General features: G+C 71.9%; 3 protein-coding genes and 1 pseudogene. 2 read left to right on the forward strand and 2 right to left on the reverse strand.

Going from position 1 to position 19,463, the window contains the following annotated elements:
• Positions 1-25 precede the first annotated feature (25 nt).
• The gene (locus ACFYY1_RS40220; protein ID WP_388594811.1) at positions 26-10,237 is read right to left on the reverse strand and encodes a type I polyketide synthase; all 10,212 of its coding nucleotides are present in this window, start codon (positions 10,235-10,237) and stop codon (positions 26-28) included.
• A gap of 260 nt (positions 10,238-10,497) precedes the next feature.
• Entirely contained in the window at positions 10,498-11,796 is a 1,299-nt protein-coding gene (locus tag ACFYY1_RS40225; RefSeq protein ID WP_388594813.1) for a 3-deoxy-7-phosphoheptulonate synthase, read from the reverse strand.
• A gap of 423 nt (positions 11,797-12,219) precedes the next feature.
• Here ACFYY1_RS40225 and ACFYY1_RS40230 point away from each other — a divergent pair.
• A pseudogene (locus tag ACFYY1_RS40230) lies at positions 12,220-15,813 on the forward strand (type I polyketide synthase); the annotation flags it as partial.
• A gap of 144 nt (positions 15,814-15,957) precedes the next feature.
• On the forward strand, positions 15,958-19,463 hold a 3,506-nt coding region (locus ACFYY1_RS40235; protein WP_388594817.1), incomplete at its 3' end, for an SDR family NAD(P)-dependent oxidoreductase.

Genomic DNA, 19,463 nt, shown 5'->3' on the forward strand with positions numbered 1-19,463 from the left:
TCGACGCGGGGACGAACACGAGGGGTCAGGACAGTCCCAGCTCGCCGTCGAGAAGGTCGAAGAGCTCGTCCGCGGTAGCGGATTCGAGGTCGGTCGTGTCGTCCTGGCCGTCACCGGCCGTGGGCCGGCTGTCGGTCCAGGCCGAGAGCAGACCGCGCAGGCGTTCCGTGACCTGGGAACGGTCGTCGTCGTCCGCGGGGACGACGGCCAGCGAGGCTTCGATCCGGTCCAGTTCGCTGAGCAGCGCGAGCGCGGACACCTTGGTCTCCGAGGCGAGTTCTTCGGAGAGGTGGCGGGCCAGCGCCTCCGGCGACGGGTGGTCGAAGATCAGGGTGGCCGCCAGTTTGAGGCCGGTGACCTGGTTGATCCGGTTGCGGAGCTCGACGGCCGTGAGGGAGTCGAAGCCGATCTCCAGGAAGCCCCTGCCGACCTCGACCACGGCGGACGAGGAGTGGCCGAGCACGGTGGCGATCGCCTCGCGGACCACGTCGAGCACGGCGCGGTAGCGCTCGTCGTCGGTGTGCCGGGACAACTGCTCCTTGAGGGACGCCGCCGTTTCGGCACCCGGCCGGCCGGCCGCGGCCTGCGGACGGGTGGCCGTACGGAAGTACGGGCGCAGCAGTGGCGGCAGCATGTCGGCGCGTACCTGCGACTCGTTCGGTGTCAGCCGGGTGAGGAGCAGGTGCGGCTCGGTGGCGCGGGCGGCGGCGTCGAAGAGGCCGAGGCCCTGTTCCGCGGAGAGCGGGGCCATGCCCGCCCGGCTCATGCGGGCGATGTCGCCCGCGCCGAGTTCGCCGAGCATGCCGCCCTCGCCCCAGGGGCCCCAGGCGAGCGAGGTGGCGGGCAGGCCCTGGGAGCGGCGTACGGAGGCCAGGGCGTCCAGGAAGGCGTTGGCCGCCGCGTAGTTGGCCTGGCCGGGTCCGCCGAAGGTTCCGGCGGCGGAGGAGTACAGGGCGAAGAAGGACAGGTCGAGGTGGGCGGTGAGTTCGTGCAGGTACCAGCCCGCGTCGGCCTTGGGCCTCAGCACGTCCGTGATCCGTTCGGGGGTGAGGGATTCGAGGACGCCGTCGTCCACGACACCGGCCGCGTGCACGACGCCGGCCAGGCCGCCGTCCTGTGCGGTGATCTCGTCGATGACCGCTGCGAGCGCGGCGCGGTCGCCCGCGTCGCAGGTCACCCAGCGGGCGGTGGCGCCGAGGCTCTCGATTTCCGCGATGAGTCGGGGGCCGTCGGGGCCGCCGCCGGGACGGCGGGCGGCGAGTACGAGGTTCCGTACGCCCCATGTCTCGACGAGGTGGCGGGCCACCAGGCCGCCGAGGCCGCCGCTCGCGCCGGTGACGAGCACCGCGCCGTCAACGGCGGGGAGGGGCTGTACGTCCGGGTCCGGGGCCGTGATCCTCGCCAGGCGCGGTACGTACACCTCGCCGGCGCGGACCGCGGCCTGCTGCTCGCCGGAAGCGGCGAGAGCGGCGAGAGCGGCAAGGTGGTCGTGGCCGTCGGCGGAGTCGTCGATGTCGACCAGGCCGATCCGGTGCGGGTGTTCGGACTGGGCGGAGCGCACCAGGCCCCATACCGCGGCCGCGGCCAGGTCCGAGACCTCCGAGCCGCCTGCGGCCACCGCGCCGCGGGTCACGACGACCAGACGCGCCCGGTCGTCGTGGTCGGCGCCCAGCCAGTCCTGCAGCCGGTTCAGGACGTCGGACACTCGTTCGTGCACACCGGACACCACGTCGGTGCCGGTCATGGAGCCGAGCGCGGGCACTTCGAGGACCGTCACTGTGTCGGAGCCAGCGTCCGCATCGGCATCTGCATCGGCATCGGCAGAGGTAGGGGCGGAGGTAGGGGTGGAGGTGGCGACAGCGGCGGGCGTCCATTCCAGGCGGAACAGTGAGTCGGAGCCGCCCTGGGAAGGTGGCGCCAGCTGTCCGGCACTCAGCGGGCGCATGACGAGGGAGTCGATCCGCGCGACCGGCGAGCCGGCCGCATCGGCCAGATCGAGCGATACGGCTCCGCTGTCGGCGGTGGTGATCCGTACCCGCAGCACCGGCGAGCCGACCGCGTACACGGTCACGCCGGTCCAGGCGAAGGGCAGTTGGCCGCCCTCGGCGAGGGAGCCGCCGCTGACCCCGATGGCGTGCAGGGCGGAGTCGAGCAGCGCCGGGTGCAGACCGAAGCGGCCCGCCTCGTCCCACACGTCCTCGGGCAGTGCCACCTCGGCGAAGACCTCGTCCTTGCCGCGCCACACCGCTCGCAGCCCCTGGAAGACGGGCCCGTATCCGTAGCCGATCCCGTTCATGAAGTCGTACACGCCGTCGACCGGTACCGGCTCCGCGTCCTGCGGCGGCCATGCCGTCAGGGCCAGGCCGGCCTGGCCGGCGGTGTCGGTCACGAGTACGCCGCTCACGTGCCGCGTCCAGCGGGCCGCGGCTTCATGAGCCGGACGGGAGTGGATCTCCAGCGGGCGTCGGCCGTCCTCGGCGGGACCGGCCCACAGCTGGAGGACGACGGCGTCCGCGGTGCCCAGGACGAGCGGGGCGGCAATGGTCAGCTCCTCGACGCGGTCGCAGCCCGCCTCGGCCGCGGCGTGGGCGGCGAGATCGACGAACGCGGCACCGGGCAGCAACACCGTGCCCATGACCGCGTGGTCGGCGAGCCAGGGGTGGGTGTCGAGCCCGATCCGGCCGCTGAGCAGCAGCCCGTCCGATCCGGCGATGCTGACGGAAGCGTCGAGGAAGGGGTGCTCCGTGGTTCCCATGCCCATCTGGCTGAGGTCGCCGAGTGCAGGTCCCGAGGAGCGAAGCCAGTAGTGCTCGTGCTGGAAGGCGTACGTGGGCAGGTCGACGCGCTGGGCGCCGGTGTTCGCGTAGTACGCGGCCCAGTCGACGGAGGAACCGTGCGCATGCAGCTCCGCCACGGCCGTGGTCAGCGCCTCGGTCTCGGTACGGTCCTTGCGCAGGGCCGGTACGAAACCTGCCTGGTCGTCGGTGACGCAGGACTGGCCCATCGCGGAGAGGACGCCGCCGGGCCCGAGCTCCAGGTACGTGGTCACACCCTGAGCCTCCAACTGCCGTACACCATCCAGGAATCGGACGGGATGGCGGACATGGTCCACCCAGTAATCGGCGCTCAGCAGCTCCTCACCGGCCAGCTCCCCAGTGAGGTTGGAGACGATCGGGAGCTTCGGGGCGTGGAAGGTCAGACCCTCCGCGACCGCCCTGAACTCGGCAAGCATGGGCTCCATGCGCGGCGAGTGGAACGCGTGACTGACCCGCAGCCGCTTCGTCTTCGCGAAGCCGGACGCGATCGCGAGTACGGCGTCCTCGTCACCGGAGATGACAACGGAGTCCGGGCCGTTCAACGCGGCGATCGACACACCGTCGACCAGCAACGGCAGGACATCCGCCTCGGTGGCCTGGACGGCGACCATGGCCCCGCCGGTGGGGAGTGCCTGCATGAGGCGGCCCCGCGCCGCGACGAGCGCCGCCGCGTCCTCCAACGACCACACACCCGCCACATGCGCGGCGGCCAGCTCACCGATCGAGTGCCCGAGCAGGTAGTCCGGGGTGACCCCCCAGTGCTCCAGCAGCCTGAACAGCGCCACCTCAACAGCGAACAACCCCGCCTGCGTGTAGACGGTCTGGTCGATCAACTCCGACCCACCGAACACCACATCCCCGACCGGCTCGTCCAAGTGCCGGTCCAGCTCCGCGCACACCGCGTCGAACGCGTCCGCGAACACCGGGTACGCCTCATACAGCTCACGCCCCATCCCCGCCCGCTGCGAACCCTGACCCGAGAACAAGAACGCCGAACGGCCACCGCGCACAGCACCACGCACCACACCCGGGGCAGGTGTGCCTGCGGCGATCGCCTTCAGTCCGGTGAGGAACTCCTCCCGGTCGCCTGCGACGACGACCGCGCGGTGCTCCAGATGTGCGCGGCCCGTGGCCAGCGACCAGGCGGTGTCCAGCGGCGCCGGATCGGCGGACGTCTGCCCGCTCACGTGCTCCGCGAGCAGTTCCGCCTGTGCTCGCAGGGCGTTCTCCCCACGGCCGGACAGGACCCACGGCACGGTGGCCGGCGCCGGTCGGCCGGGGATCGTCCCGCCTGCGGTGTCGCGCGCGACGGCCGGCGGTTCCTCAAGGATGGTGTGGGCGTTGGTGCCGCTGACCCCGAAGGAGGACACTCCCGCGCGGCGCGGCCGCTCCTCGGTGGCCGGCCAGTCGTGGGCCTCGGTGAGCAGTTCCACCGCGCCCGCCGACCAGTCCACCTCGGTGGACGGCGTATCGACGTGGAGGGTCCGGGGCAGCACCCCGTGACGCATCGCCATGACCATCTTGATGATGCTCGCGACACCCGCCGCAGCCTGTGTGTGGCCGATGTTCGACTTCAGGGACCCCAGCCACAGTGGCCGGCCCTCCGCCCGCTCCTGGCCGTAGGTGGCAAGCAGCGCCTGGGCCTCGATCGGGTCGCCCAGGGTCGTGCCGGTGCCGTGTGCCTCGACGACGTCGACGTCGGCGGCGCTCAGGCCGGAGCCGGCGAGGGCCTGGCGGATCACGCGTTGCTGCGCCGGGCCGTTGGGGGCGGTCAGGCCGTTGGACGCACCGTCCTGGTTGATCGCCGAGCCCCGTACGACCGCGAGAACGTCGTGGCCGTTGCGTACGGCGTCCGAGAGCCGCTCGACGAGCAGGACCCCGACACCCTCGCCCCAGCCGGTGCCGTCCGCCGCGTCCGCGAACGCCTTGACGCGGCCGTCTCCGGCGAGCCCGCCCTGTCGGCTGAACTCGGCGAAGACCGTACCGGTCGCCATCACGGCGACACCGCCGACGAGGGCGGCCGAGCATTCACCACTGCGCAGGGCCTGGACGGCCATGTGCAGGGCGACCAGTGAGGACGAGCAGGCCGTGTCGACCGTCACCGCCGGGCCCTCCAGGCCCAGCGTGTAGGAGACCCGGCCGGAGAGCACGGCGGTGGCCGTACCGGTCATGAGGTAGCCCTCGGTGCCCTCGGGGGTACGCGTGACATCGCTGCCATAGCCCTGCGAGGAGGCGCCGATGTACACGCCCGTGCGGGTGCCCCGCATCGACGAGGGGTCGATCCCGGACCGTTCGAGGGCCTCCCAGGAGGCTTCGAGCAGCAGCCGCTGCTGAGGGTCCATCGCCAGGGCCTCGCGCGGGTTGATGCCGAAGAACCCGGCGTCGAAGTCGCCCGCACCGGCAAGCCAGCCGCCCGCGGCCACCGGTCGGTCGGCCGTGTCGCTGCCCGGCCAGCCCCGGTCGGCGGGGATGTCGCCCACGGTGTCGACGCCGTGGGCGACCACGCGCCAGAGGTCCTCCGGGGAGTTCGCGCCGCCCGGGAAGCGGCAGCTCATGCCGACGATGACGACCGGATCCTCGTCCGGTCCTGCCCCGGTCGGGGACAGCGCTGTGGACTGAGCCGCGGCGTGCGCCGTGGACTGATCGGCGGGCAGGTCCCCGGCCGGCTCGTCGAGGACGAGGGTGAGGAGGTGACCGGCGAGCTCCGCGACCGTGGGGTGGTCGAAGACGAGGGTGGCGGGCAGGCGCAGGCCGCTGGCGGTGTTCAGGCGGTTGCGTACGTCCACGGCGGTCAGCGAGTCGAAGCCGAGTTCGCGGAAGGGGCGCGAGGTGTCGAGCGCGCCCGCGTCGGCGTAGCCGAGGACCGCGGCGGCCTCGCCGCGTACCAGTTCCACCATCCGGTTGCGCTGCTCAGCCGGGGTCAGCCCGGCGAGCCGGCGCTGGAGGGCGGAGGTGACGCCCGATTCGGCGCCGCCCGCCTCGGCCTCGGCCGCGTCGAGGATCTCCCGTACCTCGGGGAGGTCTTCGAGGAGCGGGCTGCGGCGCGCCACGGTGAAGGAGGGGACGAAGCGGTCCCAGCGGATGTCGGCGACGGTCAGGGTGGTCTCGCCGTGCTCGACGGCCTGACGCATCGCGTTGATCGTCAGGTCGGGGTCCATGACCGGCAGACCGCGGCGGCTGAGCAGTTGCTCCGCCTCGCCCTTGGCCATGCCGGCGCCGCCCCAGGCGCCCCAGGAGACGGCGGTGGCGGTGCGGCCACGGGCGCGGCGGTCCGCGGCGAAGGCGTCGAGGTAGGTGTTGGCCGCGGCGTAGGCGCCCTGGCCGCCGCTTCCCCAGATGCCGGAGATCGACGAGAAGACGACGAAGGCGTCGAGCGGGTCGTCGCCGAGTGCGTGGTCGAGGTTGCGTGCGCCGGCCGCCTTGGCGGTGATGACATCGGCGAACGTGGGGTGGTCGGTGTCCTCGATGGAGCTGAGCTGGCTCACGCCCGCCGTGTGGATGACCGCGGTGACGGGGTCTCCCTGGCTGCGCAGGCCGGCGACGAGGTTCTCGACGGCGGTGCGGTCGCTCACGTCGCAGGCAGCGATCGTGGCGCGGATGCCCTTGGCGGTGAGTTCGGCTTCCAGCTCGGCGGCGCCGGGTGCGGCGGGGCCCCGCCGGCTGGTCAGGACGAGGTGTTCGGCGCCCTGGTCCGCGAGCCAGCGGGCGATGAACGTGCCGAGGGCTCCCGTGCCGCCGGTGATCAGGACGGTGCCTCGGGGGTTCCAGGGCTGTACGGGCTCGCCGAAGGGGGCGCGGACGAGGCGGCGGGCGAAGACACCGGAGGCGCGTACGGCGACCTGGTCCTCGTCGCCCGTGGTGCCCAGGATTCCGGCGACCCGCGCGAGGGCCCGGTCGTCGAGGACGGCGGGCAGATCGATCTGGCCGCCCCACCAGCCCGGGTGCTCCAGGCCGACCACACGGCCGAAGCCGGTGACGGTCGCCTGCGCCGGGTCGGCCGGCGGGTCCGACCTGCCGACGGACACGGCGCCGCGCGTGACGGTCCACAGCGGAGCCGGACCCGCGGCCTCGATCAGGAACTTGACCAGGTCGACGGTGGCGATGAGGCCGCCCGGCAGGGCCGTGAATTCGGCGTGCGGGGTCTCGTCCAGACCGACGAGCGAGACGATCCCGTCGATGTCCGGCAGACCGGCGTCGGGGAGACCCCGGAGCGTCGTACGAACGATCTCGGCGCCGTGCCGGGCCAGGCCGTCCGCGAGGGTGTCCGCGAGCTCGGCGTCGCCGTCGGCCGGGTTCTCGGGTACGACGAGCAGCCAGCGGCCGGAGAGGGCTGCCTCGGTGGTCGAGGGGACCGGCTTCCAGGTGACGCGGTAGCGCCAGGAGTCGATGGTCGAGCGCTCCTGGCGGCTGCGGCGCCAGGAGGTGAGCGCGGGGAGAGCCGCGCGCAGCGGCTCGGTGTCGGCGCCGTCCAGGGCACCGGCGAGGGCTTCGAGGTTGCCCTGCTCGATGGCCTGCCAGAAGCGGGCCTCGTCCGGGTCGACGGTCTGCGCGGCCGCGACGGTGGCTCCGTACTGGAACTCGGGCCAGTAGCGGGTGCGTTGGAAGGCGTAGGTGGGGAGGGCGACGCGGGTGGCGCCGGTCCCGAAGACGGTCGTCCAGTCGACGTCGACACCGTGGCAGTGCGCCTCGGAGAGCGAGGTCAGCAGCCGCTGCGCCTCGTCCTCGTCCCGGCGCAGCGTGCCGAGAGCGGCCGCGTCACTGCCGTCGTCCTCGATGGTGCCCTGGAGGCCGATCGTGAGGACCGGGTGCGGGCTGACCTCGATGAAGACGGTGTGACCGTCCGCGAGGGCGGTGCGACTGGCCTGTTCGAACTCCACGGTTTCGCGGAGGTTGTTGTACCAGTACCCGGCACCCATCTCCGTACCGTCGAGCAAACCACCCGTGAGCGAGGAGTACAGGGACGTGTCACCGGACTGCGGAGCAATTCCGGCCAGCAGCCGGGCCAACTCGCTCTCGATCTCCTCCACATGCGCGGAGTGCGAGGCGTAGTCCACGTCGATCTTCCGGGCACGGATCTCATTCGCCTGGCAGTCGGTGACCAGCTCGTCCAGAGCCTCGGGGTCGCCGGAAACGACCACGGACGAAGGGCCGTTGACGGCGGCGATGGAGATCCGCCCGTCCCAGACGGTGATCTTCTCCCGCACCCAAGCGGCAGGCTGGGCCACCGACACCATGCCACCACGGCCCGCCAGCGCGATGATCGCCCGGCTGCGCAGCGCGACGACCTTGGCCGCATCGCCCAGCGACAGAATCCCCGCGACGGCGGCCGCCGCGATCTCACCCTGCGAGTGACCGATCACCGCAGCCGGACGGACCCCGAACGACCGCCACACCTCCGCCAGCGACACCATCACGGCCCACAGCACCGGCTGGACCACATCCACCCGATCCAACCCCGGCGCGCCCTCGGCACCACGCACGACATCGATCAGCGACCACTCCACGTACGGCTCCAACGCCGCCGCGCACTCCGCCATCCGCGCCGCGAACACCGGCGAGGAGTCGAGAAGCCCCACCGCCATGCCCACCCACTGCGCACCCTGCCCCGGGAACACGAACACCGGACGGGAACTGCGCCCGGCGGTCCCGCTCACCACGGCGGCGGAGGGTGTGCCCTCTGCGAGGGACTCCAGAGCAGCGAGGAAGTCCGCACGCTCACCGGCCACCACGGCCGCCCGGTGGCTGAACGCCGTCCGGGTCAGGGCGAGGGAGTGGCCGATGTCCGCGAGCGGGATGTCGGAGTGGTCGTCGCGGAGGTGGGCGTGGAGGCGCTCGGCCTGGGCGGCCAGGGCCTGTTCGGTCTTGGCCGACAGCACCCACGGTACGGCGGGGGTGTGCAGGGCCGGGGCCGCGGTTGCTTTGCCCGAGGCTCCGTCAGCAACTCGGTCAGCAACTCGGTCAGCAGCTCCGTCAGTGGCTCCACCATCCGCCGTGCCGTCCGCCGTGCCGCCTGTCGTGCCGTCCGTCGGCTCGGCAGCGGTCTCCGGGGCCTGCTCGATGAGGATGTGTGCGTTGGTGCCGCTCATTCCGAACGAGGACACGCCGGCCCGGCGCGGCGCACCGGTCGCGGGCCAGGTGCGGGCCTCCGTGAGCAGTTCGACGGCACCGGCGGACCAGTCGACGTGCGGCGAGGGCTCGTCGGCGTGGAGGGTCTGCGGCAGGACGCCGTGCCGCATGGCCATCACCATCTTGATGACCCCGCCGACACCGGCGGCGCCCTGGGTGTGGCCGATGTTCGACTTCAGCGAGCCGAGCCACAGCGGGCGGTCCTCGGGCCGGTTCTGGCCGTACGTGGCCAGCAGGGCCTCGGCCTCGATCGGGTCGCCCAGCCTCGTGCCCGTGCCGTGCGCCTCGACGACGTCGACATCGACGGTGGTCAGGCGGGCGTTCGCGAGGGCATCGAGGATGACGCGCTGCTGGGAGGGGCCGTTGGGCGCGGTCAGGCCGTTGGAGGCGCCGTCCTGGTTGACGGCGGAGCCGCGGACGACGGCGAGGACGTCGTGGCCGTTGCGGCGGGCGTCGGAGAGCCGTTCCAGCAGCAGGATTCCGACGCCCTCGCTCCAGCCGGTGCCGTCCGCGGCGGCAGAGAACGCCTTGCAGCGGGCGTCGGCGGCGAGGCCGCCCTGTTCGCTGAAGCCGCCGAAGGCGCTGGGCGTCGACATGATGGTCGCGCCGCCGGCCAGGGCGAGCGTGCATTCGCCGTTGCGCAGGGCCTGGGCGGCGAGGTGGATGTTCACGAGGGAGGTGGAGCAGGCCGTGTCGACGGACACGGCGGGGCCTTCGAGGCCGAGCGTGTAGGCGATGCGGCCGGAGACGACGCTCGCCGCCGTGCCGGTGAGGATGTAGCCCTCGGTGCCCGCGGGGGGCGGGGCCAGCAGATGGGAGTAGTCCTGGCCGGTGGTTCCGGTGAACACGCCGGTGCGGCTGCCCGCGAGGGAGTCGGGGGTGATCCCGGCGGTCTCCAGGGCCTCCCAGGCGCACTCCAGCAGCAGCCGCTGCTGCGGGTCCATGGCGAGGGCCTCGCGCGGCGAGATGCCGAAGAACGCCGGGTCGAAGTCGGTGGCGTCGTAGATGAAGCCGCCTTCCTCGCGGAAGGAAGCGCCCTCCTGGGGCCCGGGGCCGGTGTCACCACGGCTCCATCCCCGGTCCTCGGGGAAGTCCGACACCGCGTCGATGCCGGAGTCGACCAGCTGCCACAGCTGTTCGGGGTTCCGTACACCTCCCGGATACCGGCAGCTCATGGCGACGACGGCAATCGGCTCGCTGTCGCGGGCCTCCACTTCCCGCAGGCGCTGACGTGTCTGGTGCAGGTCCGCCGCAACCAGCTTCAGGTAATCCCGAAGCGTCTCTTCGTTCGCCATTCATCCCCACCCTGGGCAGCAGCCAGCGCATCGCGTCTTTGGGAGCTTTTTTTCTCCGTATCGAGGAAAAACGCGAAGGGATTCAGGACGACATCAGAACCGACCCGACCTGACCCGATCTCAGATCCGCATTATTCTCCTCAATACAGCTCTCGACGCGAAGCTATTCCAGCCGGTGAGTGGCCTTCAACCCCTGAAGAGATCCGAGGCCCCCCTATGAGGGCGATCCGGATCGTTTCCCGAGTTTTTCTCTAGCGGGTTCATGGCCAGGCGTCGGCCGGCGTCCAGGCAGCCGCGGTAACCCGACGCGTGGCCATGATCTCGGCGACCCGCTGGGCCAGTTCCAGGGACTGTTCGCGGTTGAGGCGCGGATCGCAGGCGGATTCGTAACGGGAGGCCAGGTCGTCGTGACCGATTCCGGCGAGGCCGCCGACGCACTCGGTGACGTCCTCTCCGGTCATCTCCAGGTGGATTCCGCCGGGGTGGGTGCCGAGCGCGCGGTGGACGTCGAAGAATCCGGTGATCTCGTCGAGGACGGCGTCGAAGCCGCGGGTCTTGTGGCCGGAGGGCGCGGTGTACGTGTTGCCGTGCATGGGGTCGGTGACCCAGCCCACGCGCGCACCGGAGGCGGCGACCTTCTCCACCAGGAGGGGCAGGTTCTCGCGTACGACGGTGGCCCCCATGCGCACGACGAAGGTGAGCCGGCCCGGCTCCTGGTCGGGGTCGAGCCGCTCGATCAGCGCCAGCAGCTCGTCGGGCTCGGCCGTCGGCCCGATCTTCACCGCCACCGGGTTGCGGATCCCGGCCAGGTAGGCGATGTGGGCGCCATCGGGGTCGCGGGTGCGCTCGCCGGCCCAGAGCAGGTGACCCGATCCGGCGTACGGGCGGCGCGAGTACGGGTCGATGCGGGTCAACGGCATCTCGTAGTCGAGCAGCAGCGCCTCGTGGGAGACGAACAGTTCCTCGGGTACCTGGCCCCGGGTCGTCGTGGGGCTGCCGCCGACCAGGGCGCGGGCGAGGTTCAGGGTCGCCGCGGCGGCCTCGTGGGCGCGCAGCATCCGGTACGGGTCCGGGGTGCGGGCAGCTGCCGTGAACTCCTGTCCGTTGACGGACTCTCCCCGGTACGAGGGGAGGGTGACCCCGTCGTGTACCTCGACGGCGCTGGACCGGGGCTTGGCGTACTGCCCGGCCATCCGGGCGAGCACGACGACGGGCAGGGCGGTGCGGCCGGACAGCGCGGCGGCCATCCGGGAGAGCGTGTCGAGCCGGTTCTCCATGACCGACAGGGAGGTGTCGAGGCTTTCCGCGCAGTCGCCGCCCTGAAGCAGCACGGCCCGGCCCTCGGCCACCGCGGCCAGCCGGTGCTTGAGCAGGTCGCTCTCGCGCGGCATGACGAGCGGGAGGCTCGTGGCCAGGCGCTGCTTGACCGTGCTGAGCACCTCGGCGTCGGGCCAGCCGGGCTGCTGAGCAGCGGGGCGCTGGGCATCGGGCTGCTGAGCAACGGAGCACTGGGCAACGGGTCGCTGGGCAACGGAGTGACGGACTGGGGAGGTTTGCATCAGACGGCCTCGTCATGTCGCAGGGAAGTCGCGTACGCCGGAGGGACCAGCAGGCAAAGTGAGCGTCCTGCCGCGCGGATGAAAATCACCACACATTTGATCCAGGTGCCCTCGAATTCCGGTCGACGATTAATGGAATGGCTGCTCCGGTGCCGCTCAGGCACTGCATCGATGCTGATTAGGGGACTGCCCTGGGCCCGTTGTTAGGGGTTGTCGGCCGCCCGTGCAGCCACATAGCTTCCACCATTGAGGGCGATCATGGGTGCTTTTGATGACGCCGCCTGTCGGCCGCCGTGTCCGTATTCCATCGGCATCGATCCGGACAAAGCGTGATCGCCATGAGCGGACGAAGAGCGACGGTTCCTAAGAGGGCGGGAATTTTCCATGACAAGCGAAGAGAAGCTGCTTGATCACCTGAAGTGGATGACCGCTGAGCTGCGCCAGGCGAAACAACGCCTGCGCGAAGTGGATTCGGGTGAGCAGGAACCGATCGCGATCGTCGGAATGAGCTGTCGCTACCCGGGCGGGGTCGACTCCCCCGAGGACCTGTGGCGGCTGGTGGCCTCGGGCACCGATGCCGTGGCGGCGTTCCCGCAGGACCGTGGCTGGGACCTGGAGGCGCTGACCGCCCCCGACCCGGACAGCCCCGGGTCCTCGATCAGCGACGAGGGCGGCTTCCTTTACGGCGCCACGGAGTTCGACGCCGGCTTCTTCGGCATCTCCCCGCGCGAGGCGCTCACGATGGACCCGCAGCAGCGGTTGATCCTTGAGTCCTCCTGGGAACTCTTCGAGCGGGCCGGAATCGATCCGGAGTCGCTGCGCGGCAGCCGTACCGGCGTGTTCGTCGGCACGAACGGCCAGGACTACCCGACCCTCCTGCCGAACAGCGCCGAGAACGTCGAGGGCTATCTCGTCGTCGGCGGTTCGGCCAGCGTCATCTCCGGGCGCATCTCGTACACCCTCGGTCTCGAAGGACCGGCCGCGACCGTGGACACGGCCTGCTCGTCGTCCCTGGTCGCCCTGCACTGGGCGTGCCAGGCGCTGCGCGAGCAGGAATGCTCGCTGGCTGCCGCGGGCGGTGTGGCGCTGATGTCGACTCCGGGCACCTTCCAGGAGTTCAGCCGCCAGCGTGCGATGGCAGCCGACGGCCGGTGCAAGGCGTTCGCCGACTCCGCGGACGGCACCGGCTGGGGCGAGGGCGTCGGCATGCTGCTGCTGGAGCGGCTCTCGGACGCCCAGCGCAACGGCCACAGGATCCTCGCCGTCGTACGGGGTTCCGCGGTCAACCAGGACGGCGCGAGCAGCGGCCTGACCGTCCCGAACGGCCCCGCTCAGCAGCGCGTGATCCGCCAGGCCCTCGCCAACGCCGGCCTGGGCGCGGGCGATGTGGACGTGGTCGAGGCGCACGGCACGGGTACGACGCTGGGCGACCCGATCGAGGCGCAGGCCCTGCTGGCCACCTATGGCCAGGACCGCCCGGAGGGGCAGCCGTTGTGGCTGGGCTCCCTGAAGTCGAACATCGGTCACACGCAGGCGGCGGCCGGTGTCGGCGGCATCATCAAGATGGTCATGGCGATGCGGCACGGTGTGCTGCCGCGCACCCTGCACGTCGACCGCCCCTCCACGCACGTCGACTGGTCGGCCGGTGCGGTGGAACTGCTCACCGAGGAGCGGACCTGGGACACCCCGGGCCGCCCCCGCCGGGCGGCCGTCTCCTCGTTCGGCATGAGCGGCACCAACGCCCACGCCATCATCGAGGCTCCCCCGGCCGAGACCACCGAGTCCTCCGCCGAGCCCTCCGCCGAACCTTCCGCCAAGCGCGACGACGGCATGGCTTCCGGGCCGGTGCCGTGGCTCGTCTCAGGACGCTCGGCGCAGGCCCTGTCCGCCCAGGCGGACCGGCTGCGTGCGCATGTGCTCGACGCCCCGACTGCGCCCGCCCTCAACGACATCGGCCTCTCGCTCGCCCGGACGCGTACGGCGTTCGACCACCGGGCGGTCGTGATCGCCGCCAGCACGTCGGACATGACGGACCGCCTCCAGGCCCTGGCCGGGGAAGCCCCGGACGGTGGCACCCTGCCCGCCGGCACGGCCCGCGGCACGGTCGGCGGATACGCCAAGCCGGTGTTCGTGTTCCCGGGTCAGGGTGCGCAGTGGGTGGGCATGGCGGTGGGGCTTCTCGACTCCTCGCCGGTGTTCGCGGCGCGGATGGCGGAGTGCGCGGCGGCGTTGGAGCCGTACGTCGAGTGGTCGCTGATCGACGTCGTGCGTGGCGCCGAGGGCGCGCCGGGGCTGGACCGGGTGGATGTGGTCCAGCCGGTGCTGTGGGCCGTGATGGTGTCGCTGGCGGAGGTGTGGCGGTCGTACGGTGTCGAGCCGGCAGCCGTGATCGGTCACTCGCAGGGTGAGATCGCCGCTGCGGCCGTCGCCGGAATCCTGTCGCTGAGCGACGCGGCGAAGGTCGTCGCGCTGCGCAGCCGGGCGATCATCGCGCTCGCGGGCCGTGGCGGCATGGTGTCGGTGGCCCAGCCCGCTGCCTGGGTGCGGGAGAAGATCACCGTCTGGGACGGGCGGATCTCCATCGCCGCCGTCAACGGACCTTCGTCCGTGGTCGTTTCCGGCGACCCCGAGGCTCTGGACGAGCTGGTCACCAACTGCCAGGCCAACGAGATCCGCGCCCGCAAGGTGGACGTCGACTACGCCTCCCACTCCGCCCACGTCGAGGAGATCGAGGCCGAACTGGCCCGACTCCTGGCCGGTGTCACCCCGCAGAGCGGCGGCACGCCCCTCTACTCCTCCCTCACCGGTGGACTCCTCGACGGTACAGAGATGGGCTCGGGCTACTGGTACAACAACCTCCGCGAGACCGTCGAGTTCGAACAGGCCACCCGCGCCGCCCTCGCCAACGGGCACACCGTCTTCATCGAGGTCAGCCCCCACCCCGTCCTCTCCCTCGGCCTCCAGGGCACCATCGACGACGCGGACGCCGAAGCGGCAACGCTCGGCACCCTGCGCCGCGACGAAGGCGGACTCGGCCGGATGCTCCAGTCCGTCGCCGAGCTCTGGGTGCTCGGTGTGGACGTGGACTGGGGTGCTTTCTTCGAGGGCACCGATGCCCGTACCGTCGACCTGCCGACGTACGCCTTCCAGCGCGAGCGGTACTGGCCGCGCGCGGCCGAGTTCACCGGCGATGTCGCCTCGGTGGGCCTGGAGGGCGCGGAGCATCCGCTCCTGGGTGCCGTGCTGGACCTGCCGGGCCCGGGTGGTGTGGTGCTGACCGGCCGGCTGGCGGTCCGTACGCATGGCTGGCTCGCCGATCACGTGGTCGACGGGCGGGTGCTCGTCCCGGGCACGGCTCTTGTCGAGATGGCGGTACGGGCCGGGGACCAGGTCGGCCACGGCACCGTGTCCGAACTCGTCCTGGAATCCCCGCTGGTGCTCCCGGAGAGCGGCGCGGCCGTCGTCCGGGTGGTCGTCGGTGCGGAGGGCGAGGACGGCGCCGGATCCGGCGCACGACCGCTGACGGTGTACGGGCAGACCGAGGGCGCCGATACCTGGACCCGTCACGCGGCCGGCGTGCTGACCGCCGCCACCACCGGCGGCGGCGCGGATCAGCCGTCGGAAGCGTCCTGGGCCGCCGTCTGGCCGCCGCAGGACGCCGACGCGGTTGACGTATCCGACTTCTACGCGGAATTGGCGGCGACGGGCTACGGCTACGGCCCGGCGTTCCAGGGCCTGCGGGCGGTATGGCGGCGGGCGGGCGAGGTGTTCGCGGAGGTCGCTCTCGGCAAGGAGACCGCCGGCCAGGCGGGCCGGTTCGGCCTGCACCCGGCACTGCTCGACTCGGCCTTGCACGCGGTGGGCGCGGGCGGCCTGTTCCCGGGTGAGGCCGGGCTGCAGCTGCCGTTCGCCTGGGAAGGCGTGGAGCTGTACGCGGCGGGCGCCTCGTCGCTGCGGGTGCGGCTGGCGTCGGCGGGCGGCCAGGCCGTCTCGGTCGAGGCCGCCGACGGCGCCGGTGCTCCGGTGGCCGCGGTCCGGTCCCTGGTCTTCCGGCCCGTGAGCGCGGACCAGTTGCGGGAGGCGGAGAACCGGGCGGCGGCCGAGTCGCTGTTCCGCCTGGAGTGGGTCCCGGCCACGGGTGCTCCGGAGGCGGGTACGGCGATGGATCCGGGCGCGGCGGCGGATCCGGGCGCGGCGGCGGTTTCGGGTGCGGCGGCGGTTTCGGGTGCCGATGCCGTCGGGTTCCAGGTCCTGACGGTCCCCGGTGCACGGACCTGTACGGACGTCCTCCCGGGCGTACGTGAACGCGTTGTCCACGTACTGACCCGGTTGCAGGAGTGGCTGGCCGCGGAGAGCGAGACGGATGCGCGTCTGGTTGTGGTGACCCGGGGCGCGGTGGCCGTCGCTGGCGGCGAGATCCAGGACATGGGAGCGGGCTCCGTGTGGGGTCTGGTGCGTTCCGCCCAGACGGAGAACCCGGGTCGGATTGTTCTGGTGGATATCGATGTCGATGTCGATGTGGATGTCGATGTCGATGGTGTCGATGTTGTTGGTGTGGCGGCGGGGTTGGGTGAGCCGCAGGTTGTGGTGCGTGAGGGTAGGTGGTTCGTGCCTCGGTTGGTGCGGGCTGTGGCTGGTGGTGCTGGTGGTGGGTTGGTGGTTCCGTCGGGTGTGGCGGAGTGGTCGTTGCAGAGCACGGGCAAGGGCACGCTGGAGAATCTGGCGCTGTTGCCCGTGGAGCGGCCGGAGCCGGAGCCGGGGCCGGAGCCGGGGCTGGGGCCGGAGCCGGGGCTGGGGCTGGTCGAGGGTCAGGTGCGGGTGGATGTGCGGGCGGCGGGGGTCAATTTCCGTGATGTGCTGAACGCGCTGGGGATGTATCCGGGGCCTGAGGTGCCGATGGGTGCCGAGGGTGCGGGTGTGGTCGCGGAGGTCGGTCCGGGGGTGACGGATCTGCGTCCGGGTGACCGGGTGATGGGTCTGTTCTCCGGCTCGTTCGGCCCGAGTGCGGTCACCGAACGCCGGATGCTCGCCCCGATCCCCGACGACTGGTCCTACGTCCAGGCATCCACGGTCCCCTCCGTCTACCTGACCGCCTACTACGCACTGGTCGACCTCGCGCAGGTGCGTCCGGGTGATTCGGTGCTGGTGCATGCGGCGTCCGGGGGTGTGGGGACGGCGGCGGTGCAGCTGGCCCGGCATCTGGGGGCCGAGGTGTACGGCACGGCGAGTGAGGCGAAGTGGCCGGTCCTGGCCGCGATGGGCATTCCCGCCGAGCGGATCGCTTCCTCCCGGACCCTCGACTTCGCCGAAGCCTTTGCCGCGGAGACGGGCGGGCGGGGCATGGACGTCGTGCTGAACTCCCTGGCCGGGGAGTTCATCGACGCCTCGCTCGGTCTGCTGCCGCGCGGCGGCCGGTTCCTGGAGATGGGCAAAACCGACATCCGGGATGCGGCGGCAGTGGCACAGAGCCACGAAGGCGTTCGGTACCGGTCCTTCGAGTTGCTGGATGCGGGTCTGGACCGGCTTCAGAAGATGCTGCTGGAGCTGCTGGGCTTGTTCCGGGAGGGTGTGCTGAGCCTGCCGCCGGTGCGGGCATGGGACATCAGGCAGGCGCCCGAGGCGCTGCGGTTCATGAGCCAGGCCCGGCACGTGGGCAAGGTCGTCGTGACGATGCCCCGCATCCCCGATCCCCAGGGCACCTACCTGGTCACGGGAGCCACGGGCACGTTGGGCGGCCTGGTCGCCCGGCACCTGGTCACCGCACGCGGCGTACGCAGCCTGCTGCTCCTCAGCCGCCGGGGCGCCGACGCCCCGGGCGCGGCCGAGCTGGTCGCGGAGCTGGAAGCGGCCGGGGCCCGGGTCTCCCTGGTGGCCTGCGACGCCGCCGACCACGACGCACTGGCCGCCGCCCTGACCACCGTCCCCGCCGAGCACCCCCTCACCGGCATCGTCCACACCGCCGGAATCCTGGACGACGGGGTGATCCCGGAACTGGACGCCGACCGCATCGACACGGTCCTGCGTCCCAAGGCCGACGCCGCGTGGAACCTCCACGAGCTCACCCGCCACCACCACGAACTCGCCGAGTTCATCCTCTTCTCCGGTGGAGCCGGCACGTTCGGTGGTCCGGGGCAGGGCAACTACGCGGCGGCGAACGTGTTCCTCGACGTGCTGGCCCAGCACCGGCAGGCCCAGGGCCTGCCCGCCACCGCCGTGGCCTGGGGCATGTGGGAGGAACGCAGCGGCATGACGGCGCACCTCGGCGACGCCGAGATCGCCCGCATGACCCGGACCGGCATGCAGCCGCTGCCCACCGACCACGGCCTCGCCCTGCTGGACGCGGCCACCGCCACCGGGCAGGCGCTGCTCGTCGCCGCACGCCTGGATCTGGCCGCCATGCGCAGGCACGGCGAGACCACAGGTACGGGCGTGCCGCCGCTCTTCCAGGCACTGGTACGGGCTCCCGCGCGCCGCTCCCTCGGCGCGGCGAAGGCCGTCGAGGCGTCCTCGTTCGCCCAGCAACTCGCCGCCCTGCCCGCCGAACAGGCCGAACGCACCCTGCTCGACCTCGTCCGCACCCACGTCGCCGCCGTACTCGGACACGCCTCCGCCGACACCGTCCAAACCGGCAAGGCCTTCCGCGAACTCGGCTTCGACTCCCTCACCGCCGTAGAAATCCGCAACCGCCTCAACACCGCCACCGGCCTACGCCTCCCGACGACCCTGGTCTTCGACTACCCGACACCCGAGGTTCTCGCCGACCACCTGTACTCCGAGCTGGTCGGCTCCCGGCCACACACGGTCGCGGCCGGCGCTGCGGCGGTGCCGGGCACGGGCCCCGCCGATGCGGACGACCCGATCGTCATCATCGGCATGGGCTGCCGGTTCCCGGGCGGGGTCCGTTCGCCGCAGGACCTGTGGCAGCTCCTCGCCGAGGGCCGCGACGCCATCGGCGGCGTACCGCTCGACCGCGAATGGAACCTCGATGTGTTCCGGCACACGGAGGGTGACAGCCAGGGCACCTCGTACGTGGGTGAGGGCGGGTTCCTGCGGGACGCCGGGCAGTTCGATCCGGCCTTCTTCGGGATCTCGCCGCGCGAGGCCCTGGCCATGGACCCGCAGCAGCGGCTCCTGCTGGAGACCTCCTGGGAGGCCTTCGAGAACGCGGGCATCGACCCGGTCGACGTACGCAGAACCCGTACCGGTGTGTACGCGGGCGCGGCGGCCTCCGGGTACGGCGGCACGACCCGGAGCCGGCCGAACGGCTTCGAGGGCCACCTTCTGACGGGCACGGCGGGCAGCGTCGTCTCGGGCCGCATCTCCTACGCCCTGGGGCTGGAAGGCCCCGCGATGACCGTGGACACGGCGTGCTCGTCGTCCCTGGTCGCCTTGCACATGGCGGTCCAGGGGCTGCGCAACGGCGAGTGCACGATGGCCCTGGCCGCCGGAGTGATGGTCATGGGAACACCCACGTCCTTCGTCGAGTTCAGCCGCCAGCAGGCGCTGGCCACGGATGGCCGGTGCAAGGCGTTCGCGGAGGCCGCGGACGGCTTCGGGCTGGCCGAGGGGGTCGGCGTTCTGCTTCTGGAGCGGTTGTCGGAGGCGCGGCGTCTGGGTCATGAGGTGCTGGCGGTGGTGCGGGGTTCGGCGGTCAATCAGGACGGTGC

Origin of the sequence: Streptomyces sp. NPDC001890, assembly GCF_042891445.1 — a bacterium.
In the GTDB taxonomy this organism is placed as follows: domain Bacteria; phylum Actinomycetota; class Actinomycetes; order Streptomycetales; family Streptomycetaceae; genus Streptomyces.

What these genes read in the sequence shown, in the direction of transcription:
- ACFYY1_RS40220 (WP_388594811.1), bottom strand. Translation starts at nt 10,237, where the DNA reads ATGGCGAACGAAGAGACGCTTCGGGATTACCTGAAGCTGGTTGCGGCG.
- ACFYY1_RS40225 (WP_388594813.1), bottom strand. Translation starts at nt 11,796, where the DNA reads ATGCAAACCTCCCCAGTCCGTCACTCCGTTGCCCAGCGACCCGTTGCC.